Raw genomic sequence first — 12,072 nt, forward strand, 5'->3', positions numbered from 1 at the left:
AGTCAGCTGAAGGTGTGTCGGCTCAAGGGCAGGCTGCGAACACGCTGGCCGGTCAATTGCGCCACTGCATTCGCCACGGCTGGTGCCACGGCGGGCAACGGTGGCTCGCCGATACCGCCCATCTTTTCGCCACTCTCGACGATCCGCACATGCACCCGCGCCATCTGCGCCGGCGCCAGGATCGGATACAGGTCGTAGTTGCGCGCCCGTGGCTTGCCGTCCACGTACACCGCTTCTTCCAGCAAGGTCTGAGACAAGCCCAGCGCCACCGCGCCATTCACCTGGGCCTCGACAATCGCCGGGTTGACGATGCTGCCCGGGTCAATGGCCTGCCAGATATCGTGCACCCTGACCTTGCCATTCTCGATGGACACCTCGGCGATCGCCGCCGTGTGCGAACCGAACGGCGATGCCATGGCCACGCCGCGTGCGCGTCGGCTGCCGTCTTCAGCGGTGAAGGGGCCACGCTTCCAGCCGCCAGACAGTTCAACCGCGGCGTTCAGCAGGGTGGTCAGCCGTGGGTTGTCGCGCAGCAGGTGCAGGCGCAGTTCATAGGGATCCTGTTTGCCCTTGTCCGCCAGTTCGTCGAGGAACGATTCATAGAAAAAGTCATTCAGCGAATTGCCCACCGAACGCCAGTAGCCGAGCATGGGCGCGCCTTTGACGTAGATCTGCGCGATGCGTTTGTTGGGGATGGCGTAGGACTTGCCCGACAATCCTTCGACCGCCGTGGGGTCGATCTTGTCGCCCTGTTTGCCGGCGAGGGCTTCGGTCGGGCCTTCGGTGGCGCTTACCGCTTCGATGGCCACCGGCAGGCCTTTGTCATCCAGTGCGGCGCGGAACTTGACCACGGCCACCGGGCGCAATACATCGCGCAGGAACTCTTCCTCACGACTCCAGATCAGCTTGACCGGACGGCCCACCGCCTTGGCGAGCGCGATGGCCTGCGGGTAGGGGTTGGCCGAGTCATACAGGAAATGCCGGCCGAAAAAGCCGCCGAGCAACGGCGAGTGCAGGTTGATCTTCGCTGCGTCCAGGCCGGTGCGCTTGGCGATGTCGGTGCGGAACATGTCCGGCGCCTGGTTGGGCAGCCAGATATCCAGGGTGCCGTCCGGGTTGAAGCGGGCCAGGGCAGAGGGCGGCTCCAACTGGCCGTGGTTGAGGTACTGGTTGTGATACGTCGCTTCGACCTGGGTCTTGGCGCCTTTGAGCGCGGCGGCCACGTCGCCTTCGTTCTCATCGTCACGGGCCGGCCCTTGCTGGGCGGCGAGGAACTCGAAATGCTTGTCGCTGGAGAAGTCCGCCGGCATCACGCGCAGCGTCGAGTCGGCGGCCGCTTCCTGCCAGTCGACCTGGACCGCTTCCACCGCACGCTTGGCGTGCCACCAGCGTTCAGCCACCACCGCCACCGCACCGGGCAGCACGTGCACCGAATGCACGCCTTTCATGCCTTCGACCTGCGCCTGGTTGCGCAGGCTGCCCACGGTCATGCCCAGGCGTGGCGCGTGCTGGACGGCGGCGTGGAGCATATCGTCGACTTTCAGGTCGATGCTGTAGAGCGCCTTGCCAGTGGATTTGTCGTAGGCGTCGAGGCGCTTGACCGGCTTGCCGATCCAGCGGAACTGGCTCGGGTCGCGCAGGGTGATGCTGGCGGGATCGGGCACGGGCATGTCGAGGGCGCTGCTGGCCAGTTCGCCATACCCCAGCGAACGGCCGGATGCCGCGTGCACGACTCGGCCAGGTTGGGTGGTCAGTTCGCCCACCGGCACGCCGAATTGTTTGGCGCCGGCCTGCAGCAACATCGCGCGGGCGAGGGCGCCGAGGCGGCGCATGGTCGGGTAGCTCATGCGCACCGACATGCTGCCGCCGGTGATGCGCAGGCCGTTCTCCATCACCACATAGGTTTCGCCGGGCGGCGCGGCCTCGACGATGAAAGTGGCGGGGTCGGCATCCAGTTCTTCGCCGACAATCTGCGCCATGGCGGTGTGGGTGCCTTGCCCGCCTTCCATGAAGGGGCTGAGCAGGCGCACCGTGCCGTCCGGGCGAATCTCCAGAAACGCCGGCACCTGGGTACCGCGTTCAGCGGCAGTGGCGGCTTGCACCCGGCCCGAGCCCAGTGGCAGGCCGAAACCGATGACCAGCGCGCCCACGGCGGTGCTCGCCAGAAAGCGGCGGCGTGACAGGTTGACCGGTGCATCGAGCAGTTCGTTGAGGATGTTCATTACGCGCCCTCCTGCTTGGCCAGGGCATCGACGGCCGCATGGATGGCGTTGTACGTGCCGCAGCGGCACAGGTTGATCATGGCCGCGTCGATCTGCGCCTTGCTCGGTGCGGGGGTGTGCTTGAGCAGCGCCGTGGCCGCCATCACCTGCCCGGACTGGCAGTAGCCGCATTGCGCCACCTGTTGCTCGACCCAGGTCGCGACCACACGCTTGCCCACCTCGTCGTCTTCAATCGCTTCGATGGTGGTGATTTCCCGCCCGACCACCCCGGCCACCGGCGTGACGCAGGAGCGCACCACATTGCCGTCCACTAGCACCGAACAGGCGCCGCACTGGGCCAGGCCGCAGCCGTACTTGGTGCCGGTCAGGCCCAGGTCATCGCGGATCACCCACAGCAATGGGGTGTCCGCGTCGGCATCGACCTGATAGGCCTTTTGGTTGATTCGTAATTCCATGGCTCACCTGCTGATCATCGGTAGGTGCGGCCTGTTTTAGGTGTGAACGCAGTGGCCGCTTATTGTCGAACTCTAGACCAGCGCGCAAGGGCTATCTATCCGTTAATCGATAAGTCGGAGGATCAGGCAAGTATTCAAGAGAAATGGGCCAGTCTGGTGTTATCGAGGCGGCGATTGATCCAGGTCAATGCAAGGTCGGATCGGCGGGCATGAATGGGCAGGGCGGGCGTAGAGCGGGTTGTAGCGGTGATATCATGGCGCCACTATTCTGGCGCGGTGCGTTACTGCGACCCATGGAAATGAGGCTTTAGGCAAATGCTCAAGAATGCACCACTGCGTCTGAAACTGTTGTTGATCCTGCTACTGCCCATGCTCGGGTTCCTGACGTTGGCCGGCGTGTTCGTGGTGGACAACTACAAGACGCTGCGCGACATGGACGCGACCGTGACGGCCAGCGCCACCGCGCAGAAGCTGAGCCGACTCATTACCACGCTACAACGTGAGCGCGGCGCCAGCGGGGTTTTCCTGGGCAGTGGCGGCCAGTCGATGGGCGACAGGATGTTGCAGATGCGCCAGGACTCCAGCGCGGCGGTCGAGGTGGTACGCGGTTTGACGGCATCGGGTGGTGCGAGCCTGGATGGCGTGCTGCGTGCCTTGGACCAACTGCCGGCAACCCGTGGGCAAATCGACAAACTGAGCCTCAATAGCACCGAGTCCGGCGCGCGTTACACCGAGATCATCCAAGCCCTGGTCGGGTATACCCATTCCCTGGAAGCCAGCGTCAACAACGCGACCCTGGTCTATGCCCTCGGCGCCTTGAACCAATTCATCGAAATGAAAGAACGCGCCGGACGCGAGCGTGTGGTGTTGGGGCTGGTATTCAACCAGGACCACTTTGATGCGACGCTGCTGTCGCGCTTCAGCCGCAACCTGGGTGAGTTCAATGCCTACTACGATGCGTTCCGCCGCAAGGCACCGGTAGTCACGCTTCAACAATTCGATGAGCACATGCAAAACCCCGCCGCCGTGGAAGTTGGCAGGTTGCAACGCCTGGCGTTTGAAGTGCCGATGGGGCAGGCGCTGGGCATCAGGCCAGAGGCGTGGTTTGAAACCTCCACCCGCCGCATCGACCTGATGAGCCAAGTGGAAGAAGCCCTGGGCCAAAGTGTCAGCGACCTGGCGAAGCATGAGCGCGATGCCGCCAGTCGTGCCCTGTGGTTGACCATTGGCGCGGTGGTTGTGGCCCTGTTGGCGGTCGTGGTGTTGTCCTGGCTGATCATCCGCATGATCGGTTCGGCGGTGCGCGACCTGAACCGGGTACTGAACGACCTGGCGCAGCGCGATCTCACGGCACGGGCGACGTACCAGAGCCGGGACGAATTCGGCCAGATCTCACACAACCTCAACCGCATGGCGCAAGAGATCAGTGGCGTCGTGCAGGAAATCGGCAACGCCACCGCCCAAGTGGCGACGGCGGCGGAGGAGTCCTCCACGGTCACGATCCAGACCAGCCAGAGCGTCGAGCAGCAGCGCCAGAGCACCGAGCTGGTAGCGACGGCGATCAACCAGATGAGCGCCACCGTGCGCGAAGTGGCGCACAGCACCAACGATGCGGCGCAGATGTCGCAGCGGGTCAATACCAGCACCGCACAAGGGCGTGCCGAAATAGAAAGCACCATCGCGCTGATCCGTCAGCTCTCGGGGCAGGCCGAGGAAACCGCGCTGATCATTGGTGATCTGAAACAGGAAAGCGACGGCATTTCCACCGTGCTTGACGTTATTCGCGGCATTGCCGAGCAAACCAATCTGCTGGCCTTGAATGCGGCGATCGAAGCGGCGCGGGCCGGGGACCATGGCCGTGGGTTCGCCGTGGTGGCGTCCGAAGTCCGTGTGCTTGCGCAGAAGACCCAGGAGTCCACGGGCAGCATTCAGCAGATGATCAGCAACCTGCAGACCGGCTCCGACCGTGCGGCCACGTCCATGCAGGAAACCCTGGGCAAGGCGCAGGACGGTGCGAGCAAGGTGGAACGTGCGGGTGAGTTGCTGCAAGAGATCGCTGAAGGGGTGTCGGGTATCAGTGATCGCAACATGCAGATCGCCTCGGCCGCCGAAGAGCAGAGTGCGGTCTCGGAGGACATCAACCGTAACGTCAACGAGATCAATGACCTGGTGATCCAGGTCAGTGCCGGGGCCGAACAGACGGCCGTTACCAGCCAGGAGCTGGCGCGCCTGGCCGAGCAGCAGCAACGTCTGGTCAATCGGTTCAAGGTGGCCTGATCGATTGGCGCACAGCACGCCCTGCCGAATGCAGCCACCTGCGTCACAGGGCGTTGGTTAAGCGAAATCTTCCTCGAAGTGTTCCCGCTCACCTCGCGTGTCGCCCTGGCGCCGCACCACCTCCATCTGCCGCAGTTCCACGCGGCGGATCTTGCCGGAGATGGTCTTGGGCAGTTCGCTGACGAACTCGATACGCCGCACCCGTTTGTAAGGCGCCAGGTGCTCGCGGGCAAAGGCCAGGATGTGCCGGGCCAGCTCGGCGTCGCCCGGCGCATCATGGGCCAGGATCAGGAACGCCTTGGGCACCGCCAGGCGCAACGGGTCGGGGCTCGGCACCACGGCCACTTCCATGACCGCCGGGTGTTCGATCAAGGCGCTTTCCAACTCGAACGGGCTGATGCGGTAGTCGGACGCCTTGAACACATCGTCGGCGCGACCGACGAAAGTGATGTAGCCGTCGGCGTCGACCTGCGCGGTGTCGCCGGTGCGGTAGTAGCCGTCGCGCATGACCTCGGCGGTTTTCTCCGGGCTGTCCTCGTAGCACAGCATCAGGCCGAGGGGGCGCACATCCAGGGGCAGGCCGACTTCGCCTTCGCTGCCCGGAATGCCGTCCGGGTCGAGCAAGGCCACCTGGTAGCCCGGCAGCGGGCGGCCCATGGAGCCGGGCTTGAGCAGCTGGCCTGGCGTGTTGCCCACCAGCGCGGTGGTTTCCGATTGGCCGAAACCATCACGCAGCGGCAAGCCCCAGGCGTGCTGGATCTGCTCGATGATTTCCGGGTTCAGCGGCTCGCCCGCGCCGACCAGTTCGCGCAGGCTCAGGCGTGATTTGTAGCTGGCGAGATCCTCCTGGATCAGCATGCGCCACACGGTGGGCGGCGCGCACAGGCTGGTCACGCCGTAGCGTTCCAACGCACTGAGCAAGGCCGGCGCGCTGAACCGTGCGACGTTATGGATAAAGATGCACGCGCCGGCATTCCACGGGGCGAACAGGCAGCTCCAGGCATGCTTGGCCCAGCCGGGTGACGAGATATTCAGGTGCAGGTCGCCCGGCTGCAGGCCGATCCAGTACATGGTCGACAGGTGGCCCACCGGGTAGCTCTGGTGGCTGTGCAGCACCATCTTTGGCTTGGATGTGGTGCCGGAGGTGAAGTAGAGCAGCATCGGGTCGGTGGCCAGGGTGCGACCTTCGGCCTCGAAGTGCTCGGGGTGTTCGAAGGCGGCGCTGTGGGCCACCCAACCTTGCGGCGCCGAGCCCACGCAGACGCGACTGCAACCGTCCGCCAGCCCGGCGAATTTATGCACGTGGGCTTCGCCGACCACCAGGTGACGCACCTGCCCGCGTTCGATGCGGTCGCGCAGGTCGTCGGGGTTCAGCAGGGCGGTGGCGGGGATGACCACGGCGCCGAGCTTGAACGCGGCGAGCATGGTGTCCCACAGCGCCACATCGTTGCCGAGCATCAACAGCACCCGGTCACCGCGACGCACACCGAGGGCGCGCAAGTGGTTGGCCACCTGATTGGAGCGCGTGGCCAGTTGCTGGAAGCTGTAGCGCTGCTCACTGCCGTCTTCTTCGACGATCCACAGTGCATCTGCCGCGTTGCCCTCGGCCATTGTGTCGAAATAGTCCAGGGCCCAGTTGAATTCGTCCAGTTGCGGCCAACGGAAATCCCGGACAGCGGTGGCGTAGTCGGTGCGGTGAGCGAGCAGAAAATCCCGAGCGGCCAGGAAGGGCTGGGTCATGGTGGCTGTCCTTAATTATTGTTGTGGGGACTGACCCCCCGGCTGGACCGAGAGGCTGGACCGAGTATAGGCACGCATAAATCAGAGCAGAACGCTCAAAAACACCGGTGCGTTGTGCAAAAAAGTCATGGGTGTTGCGCCAGGCAGCAGTGAGATTGACGGTTAAGACATAAAAGTCCAAGATGGAATTATAAGTACAAAAACATGCGATTCATCTCTTTCCCACTCTTGCCAAACCAACAACAACTTGCGAGAACCCGATCATGAAGAAACGCTCCCTCGTCACCGTCCTGGCCTTGAGCCTGCTTGCATCCGGCCCCTTGGCCGCCGCCGAGAAAACCCTGCGCATCGGCATCGAGGCGGCTTACCCACCGTTCGCGTCCAAGACCGAGGAAGGCAAGATCGTCGGCTTCGACTACGACATCGGCAATGCGTTGTGTGCGCAGATGAAGGTCAAGTGCGTGTGGGTCGAAGGTGAGTTCGACGGCCTGATTCCTTCCCTCAAGGTGAAGAAAATCGATATGGCGCTGTCGTCTATGACCATCAACGAAGACCGCAAGAAGTCGGTGGATTTCACCCACAAGTATTACTTCACCTCATCGCGGCTGGTGATGAAGGAAGGCGCCGTGGTGGACGACCAGTACGCCAGCCTCAAGGGCAAGACCGTCGGCGTGCAGCGCGCAACCACCACGGATCGCTACGCCACCGAGGTGTTCGAGCCCAAGGGCATCAACGTCAAGCGCTACAACAATAACGAAGAGATCTACATGGACCTGGCCGCCGGGCGGCTGGATGCGATCTTCGCCGACACCATCCCCTTGAATGACTTCCTGCAGATGCCCCGTGGCCAGGGCTACGCGTTTGTCGGCCCGGAACTCAAGGACCCGAAATACGTGGGCGAGGGCGCCGGGATTGCCGTGCGCAAGGGCAATAGCGAGTTGGTCAGCCAGTTGAACGCGGCCATCGACGGCATTCGCGCCAGTGGCGAGTACCAGAAGATTTCGCAGCAGTACTTCAAGGCCGACATCTACGGCGACTGACGCCCAGGCAAACTCGATCAATGTGGGAGGGGGCTTGCCCCCGATAGCGGTCTTTCATTGCCAGATGTATTGGCTGATGCAGCGCCATCGGGGGCAAGCCCCCTCCCACATTTGATTTACAGTGTTCGATCAGGTTTTTAATTCTTTCAAATGCTTGTAGACCGTCGCCCGCCCCATGCCCAGCACATTGGCCACATAGTTCGACGCGCTCTTGCCCTTGAACGCGCCTTCGGCATGCAACGCCAGCACCAGCTCACGCTTGTGGTCGCGCGTCAGCAAATTCAGGCTCAACTGCCGCTCGCGCAACCACGCATGCAAAAACGTGTTGATGCGTTCCTGCCAGTCATCACGAAACAACGCGTCCGGCTGCGGGATCAGCTTGCTCGGCGACAGGAACAAGTCCAGCGCCGCCTTGGCGTTTTCAAACAGTGAAATATTCAGGTTGATGCACAGCACCGCCAGGCGTCGGCCTTGGTGGTCGTGCAGCACGGTGCTCAGGCTGCGGATTTTCTGACCGTCCCAGTTGAGCTTTTCGTACGGGCCGATATTCACCTCGCTGACGTCGGCGTCGAGCATGTCCTCCAGCGCCGAGTCATCGCCGATGCTGCGCTTGGACAGGTTGTTGGCGATGTAATCGACCTTTTGCGAGCGCAGGTCATGCAGCACCGCTTCGGCGTGGGGGAAGAACAGCGTGGCGATGGCGTCGGCCATTGCGCGGAAGTTCTGCATGACGGTGTCTTGTTCAGCGGTGTTCATCAATGGGGCTCCAGGCGGGCAGGGGAGAGCATACCAGCGTCGAGGCCGAAGCGTGTCAGCGCCTCCGGCAGCGCTGCGCCGCGCACCAGTGCGGCACTGGCCTGGCCCATGGCCGGTGAGGTCTGGATGCCATAACCGCCCTGTGCCGCTACCCAGAACAGGCCTGGTACCACGGAATCAAAACCCGCGAGCAAATCACCGTCGTGCACAAAGCTGCGCAGACCGGCCCAGGTGCGGGTCGGGCGGCGGATGGTCAGGGTCGTGGCTTCTTCGATCTGGTAGATGCCCATGGCGATGTCCAGTTCTTCAGGCTGAATGTCCTGGGGGGCGACCGGGTCGGCGTTGGCCGGTGAGCCAAGGAACATGCCGGCGTCGGGTTTCATGTAGAAGGATTCGTCCAGCGCCACCAGCATCGGCCAGTGATGACTGTCGACGCCGTCGGGGCCGGCGAAGATGAACGCCGAGCGCCGCTTGGGCTGCAAGCCGATGGACGCGGCCCCGGCGAGCCCGCCGATGTGATCGGCCCAGGCGCCGGCGGCGTTGATGATGATCGGCGCGGTGTAGGAGGCGTCCTGGGTTTGTACCAGCCAGATGCCGTCGCCGTCGCGGCTCAAGCCGAGCACGTGGCTGTCGGTACGCACCTCGCCACCGTTGCGACGGATACCGCGCAGGTAGCCCTGGTGCAGGGCGTCGGTGTCGATGTCACTGGCGGTGGGGTCATACAGCGCACCGTGAACTTTTTCGCGGCGCAGGATCGGCAACTTCGCGCAGGCCTGGTCGGCGCTGAGCAGCTCGACCTGGGCCACGGTGGCCTTGGCACTCTGGTATTGGGTGTTCAGCTCGGCTGCATCACCGATGAAGTCCACGGTCATTTCGCCCCGTGGCGTGAGCAACGGGTGTTCGCAGAAACCCGGCGGCGGGTTGTCGAAAAACGCCCGGCTGGCCAGGGTCAGCGCCCGCACCTGCGGGGTGCCATAGGCGGCGCTGAACAGTGCCGCCGAACGCCCGGTGGAGTGATAGGCCGGGTGGCTTTCGCGCTCCAGCACGAGCACCTTGCGGTGCTGCGACAACCAGAAACCGGTGGAGGCGCCGGCGATACCGCCGCCAATGATGATGAAATCTGCGTGGTTCATAGCTGTCTCCAGAGGGCATTGGCCAGGGCGATGTCTTCCAGGCCCAGGCCGATGGAGCGGAAGAATACATGACGGTCGTAGGTCGGAGGTTGCACCCATTCGCTGAGCAGTTCGGGCAAGTCCCCCACGATGGCACGCGGGTCCCACCCGTGTTGTTCGGTGGCGATCAGCATGTCACCTGCCGCGCTAGGGGTGGTCTGGCGATAGTCGCAGAATACCTGCATCGCGTTGAGGCTGTGCGGCGGCACTTCGTGGGCACGCGGCGCATTGGTGCTGATCGAGGTGATCAGCGCCGGTTTGCTCAAGCGGGCGGGGTCGAGCACCGGTCCGGCCGACGAGGTACACAGCAGGATCACATCGGCGTCGGCCAAGGCCGCATCGCAGCTGTCGGCGATGACCACCCGTGGGTCCAGGCTCTTGAGTTGGGTGATAGCCTCGGCGCTGGCGTTGGCCAGGCTCGGCGAAAACAGGCTGATGTGCTGCCAGTCACGCAGTTGTTTGACGTAGTGCACATGCGCCTGCGCCACCTTGCCACTGCCAATGATCGCCAGGCGCCTTGCGGATAATGGCGCCAATGCCTCCACCGCCAGCGCTGTGGTTGCCGCAGTGCGGGCCGTGGTCAGTTCCGCCGCATCGCACAGCAGCAGGGGTTGGCCGGTCTGCATCGACATCAACAAGGTCCAAGCGGTCACCAGCGGCCCTTGCTCACGCACGATATAGGGCGAGGTCTTGACCCCGTACACCCCATCCTCGGCCAGCACGCCCAGGTAGTTGATAAAGTCACCGGCGGCGCGTGGAAACTCCACCAGCTGCTGCGCCGGCTGCACGGCTTGCCCGGCCGCCAGGTCCTGGAACAGCTTGCGCAGGATCTGCGGCACATCGACTTGAGCGAGCAATTCGCGGGCCTGGGCCTGGTGGAGCACGTGGGGTGAGCTGGACATGGGAGTCTCCGCAACTAAACTAATTTGTCTATTATGGACTTTTAGTTCTTGCGGGCAATATCCCCCTGAAAAAAAGCTGGCGGTTCACTTGCCCAGGTTCTGATTCATCAGATTGTCCAGCACCGGTTCCCGGCTGACGGCTTGCCACTCATGGAAGTGCTGGCAGCCCTCCACATTTGCCTCGGCCAGGTTGCTGCGCGGATCACAGATCATCGACCAGCGCTGTTGCAGCGACGGGTACTTGATGAAGTCAGCCCGCGTGGGCGGTTGGCAACCGAGCAGGGCAATCGCGGACATCACGGCTGCTGTGGTTTGAAAAGCTGTGGAGGGGACGATGTTCCAATTCATGATGACCAACACTCTGCGCAGGAGAGCCCTTGAGATAGAGCTGCAACGGCCTGTAGGGTGGTGGCCGCAGGGCAATCCTACGGCGCGATTGGTTCCTCAGAAAGATCCACTTATTGCTATTTTGGTCGGGCCATTAAGGCGCTGTGAACCTAAACCCGGCCGACAACTTCTCCTTCAGATAACCGACCAACGCACTCACCGCCTTCGGCACATGGGGCGAATATGGCCGGATCAAATAGATCTCATCGGCAAACGCACCCTTGAGTGTCCAGCCCTTGAGCACCTGCACCAGCTTGCCGCCGGCCAATGCGGCGTGGGCGCTGAAGTCGGGGAGCAGGGCGATGCCCAGGTGATTGAGGGCCGCATCGCGCAGGGCTTCGCTGTTGTTGGTGGCGAAGCTGCCGGCGATGGGCACGGTCACGCGCTCGAGGTTCTTGCTGGCGCGCTCGAAGGTCCAGGCGGGTTGGTCGGCACCACGGGGGTAGAACAGGCAGTTATGGGCGCACAGGTCATTGGGTTCGCGCGGCTCGCCGTGGCGTTGCAGGTATTCCCGGGTGGCGACCAGTACCGAGCCGGTGTCGCACAGCTTCCAGGCCACATGGGTTTCCGGCACCTGGAAGCCGTGGCGCACGGCCAGGTCGTAGCCTTCGGCGGCCAGTGAACTCAGGGCGTCGGACACGTCCAGTTGAATGCGCACCTGCGGGTACTGTTGCAGGAATTCCGACAGGTGCGGCACCAATTGCTGACGGGCGAACGCCACTGGCGCCGTCAGCCGCACCAGCCCGCGAATCTCGCCGACCGAGTCGCGTACCGAGGAAAAGCTGCGGGCGATCTGCGCATAGGCGCTGCGTACTTCACGGGTCAACGACAGCCCCGCATCGGTCAGCCTGACGCTGCGCGTGGTACGGGTGACCAGTCGCGTGCCGGTGGCTTTTTCCAGGTCGGAAATACGCTGGCTCACCGCCGACTTGCTCACGCCCAGGCGTGCGGCGGCGGCGGTGTAGGTGCCTTGTTCCTCTAGCACCGACAGCCAGTGGATATGGGTCCAAAGCCCTTCGATCTCGGATTTTTCCATGGGTGCATTGTTCGCTATATTGGACAATCAGTTCTGGATTCTGCTCTGGTTTGGAACAAACCGAAAGCCTATCGTGGTCCCCAAC

Annotated in this window: 10 protein-coding genes; 2 read left to right on the forward strand and 8 right to left on the reverse strand. The window is 63.3% G+C overall.

What is annotated here, in order from left to right; all coding sequences use genetic code 11:
- Window positions 1–2: 2 nt before the first annotated feature.
- Both M2497_RS12105 and M2497_RS12110 read right to left on the reverse strand, forming a co-directional pair.
- Window positions 3–2,222, reverse strand: coding sequence for a xanthine dehydrogenase family protein molybdopterin-binding subunit (locus M2497_RS12105; protein WP_248487710.1), 2,220 nt, complete (start codon window positions 2,220–2,222; stop codon window positions 3–5).
- Entirely contained in the window at window positions 2,222–2,677 is a 456-nt protein-coding gene (locus M2497_RS12110) for a (2Fe-2S)-binding protein (protein WP_071494947.1), read from the reverse strand. Before M2497_RS12110 ends, M2497_RS12105 begins: the two co-directional genes overlap by 1 nt.
- A 315-nt stretch (window positions 2,678–2,992) precedes the next feature.
- Between M2497_RS12110 and M2497_RS12115 the strand changes: the two genes are divergently transcribed.
- On the forward strand, window positions 2,993–4,954 hold the full coding sequence (locus tag M2497_RS12115) for a methyl-accepting chemotaxis protein (RefSeq protein WP_248487711.1): 1,962 nt from the start codon (window positions 2,993–2,995) through the stop codon (window positions 4,952–4,954).
- A gap of 57 nt (window positions 4,955–5,011) precedes the next feature.
- On the opposite strand, the gene M2497_RS12120 is transcribed toward M2497_RS12115, so the two are convergent.
- Window positions 5,012–6,694 (reverse strand): AMP-binding protein, encoded by a 1,683-nt coding sequence (locus tag M2497_RS12120; protein ID WP_248487712.1) that lies wholly within the window; start codon window positions 6,692–6,694, stop codon window positions 5,012–5,014.
- 263 nt (window positions 6,695–6,957) lie between these two features.
- On the opposite strand from M2497_RS12120, the gene M2497_RS12125 reads away from it, so the two are divergent.
- Window positions 6,958–7,734: an ABC transporter substrate-binding protein gene (locus M2497_RS12125; RefSeq protein WP_248487713.1), complete on the forward strand. Its 777-nt coding sequence runs from the start codon at window positions 6,958–6,960 to the stop codon at window positions 7,732–7,734.
- Between the two features lie 129 nt (window positions 7,735–7,863).
- Here the strand turns inward: M2497_RS12125 and M2497_RS12130 are convergent, their stop codons facing one another.
- From M2497_RS12130 to M2497_RS12150, 5 genes are all read right to left on the reverse strand, one after another.
- Window positions 7,864–8,490 carry a PAS domain-containing protein gene (locus tag M2497_RS12130; RefSeq protein ID WP_179029027.1) on the reverse strand — a complete coding sequence of 209 codons (627 nt, stop codon included), beginning with the start codon at window positions 8,488–8,490 and terminating at the stop codon, window positions 7,864–7,866.
- On the reverse strand, window positions 8,490–9,623 hold the full coding sequence (locus M2497_RS12135; RefSeq protein ID WP_248487714.1) for an FAD-binding oxidoreductase: 1,134 nt from the start codon (window positions 9,621–9,623) through the stop codon (window positions 8,490–8,492). The genes M2497_RS12130 and M2497_RS12135 overlap by 1 nt, the downstream gene beginning before the upstream one ends.
- Window positions 9,620–10,564, reverse strand: coding sequence for an ornithine cyclodeaminase family protein (locus tag M2497_RS12140; protein ID WP_248487715.1), 945 nt, complete (start codon window positions 10,562–10,564; stop codon window positions 9,620–9,622). The genes M2497_RS12135 and M2497_RS12140 overlap by 4 nt, the downstream gene beginning before the upstream one ends.
- An 84-nt stretch (window positions 10,565–10,648) precedes the next feature.
- Window positions 10,649–10,861 carry a hypothetical protein gene (locus M2497_RS12145; protein WP_248487716.1) on the reverse strand — a complete coding sequence of 71 codons (213 nt, stop codon included), beginning with the start codon at window positions 10,859–10,861 and terminating at the stop codon, window positions 10,649–10,651.
- A gap of 184 nt (window positions 10,862–11,045) precedes the next feature.
- Complete coding sequence (locus M2497_RS12150) at window positions 11,046–11,987, reverse strand: LysR family transcriptional regulator (protein WP_248487717.1); 942 nt, start codon at window positions 11,985–11,987, stop codon at window positions 11,046–11,048.
- Between the last annotated feature and the right edge of the window lie 85 nt (window positions 11,988–12,072).

It is taken from the genome of Pseudomonas sp. CYM-20-01, from assembly GCF_023169845.1.
In the GTDB taxonomy this organism is placed as follows: domain Bacteria; phylum Pseudomonadota; class Gammaproteobacteria; order Pseudomonadales; family Pseudomonadaceae; genus Aquipseudomonas; species Aquipseudomonas azotoformans.

Bases quoted from the DNA above. Each gene is read 5' to 3' on its own strand.
- M2497_RS12105 (WP_248487710.1), bottom strand. From the start codon at position 2,222: ATGAACATCCTCAACGAACTGCTCGATGCACCGGTCAACCTGTCACGC.
- M2497_RS12110 (WP_071494947.1), bottom strand. From the start codon at position 2,677: ATGGAATTACGAATCAACCAAAAGGCCTATCAGGTCGATGCCGACGCG.
- M2497_RS12115 (WP_248487711.1), top strand. From the start codon at position 2,993: ATGCTCAAGAATGCACCACTGCGTCTGAAACTGTTGTTGATCCTGCTA.
- M2497_RS12120 (WP_248487712.1), bottom strand. From the start codon at position 6,694: ATGACCCAGCCCTTCCTGGCCGCTCGGGATTTTCTGCTCGCTCACCGC.
- M2497_RS12125 (WP_248487713.1), top strand. From the start codon at position 6,958: ATGAAGAAACGCTCCCTCGTCACCGTCCTGGCCTTGAGCCTGCTTGCA.
- M2497_RS12130 (WP_179029027.1), bottom strand. From the start codon at position 8,490: ATGAACACCGCTGAACAAGACACCGTCATGCAGAACTTCCGCGCAATG.
- M2497_RS12135 (WP_248487714.1), bottom strand. From the start codon at position 9,623: ATGAACCACGCAGATTTCATCATCATTGGCGGCGGTATCGCCGGCGCC.
- M2497_RS12140 (WP_248487715.1), bottom strand. From the start codon at position 10,564: ATGTCCAGCTCACCCCACGTGCTCCACCAGGCCCAGGCCCGCGAATTG.
- M2497_RS12145 (WP_248487716.1), bottom strand. From the start codon at position 10,861: ATGTCCGCGATTGCCCTGCTCGGTTGCCAACCGCCCACGCGGGCTGAC.
- M2497_RS12150 (WP_248487717.1), bottom strand. From the start codon at position 11,987: ATGGAAAAATCCGAGATCGAAGGGCTTTGGACCCATATCCACTGGCTG.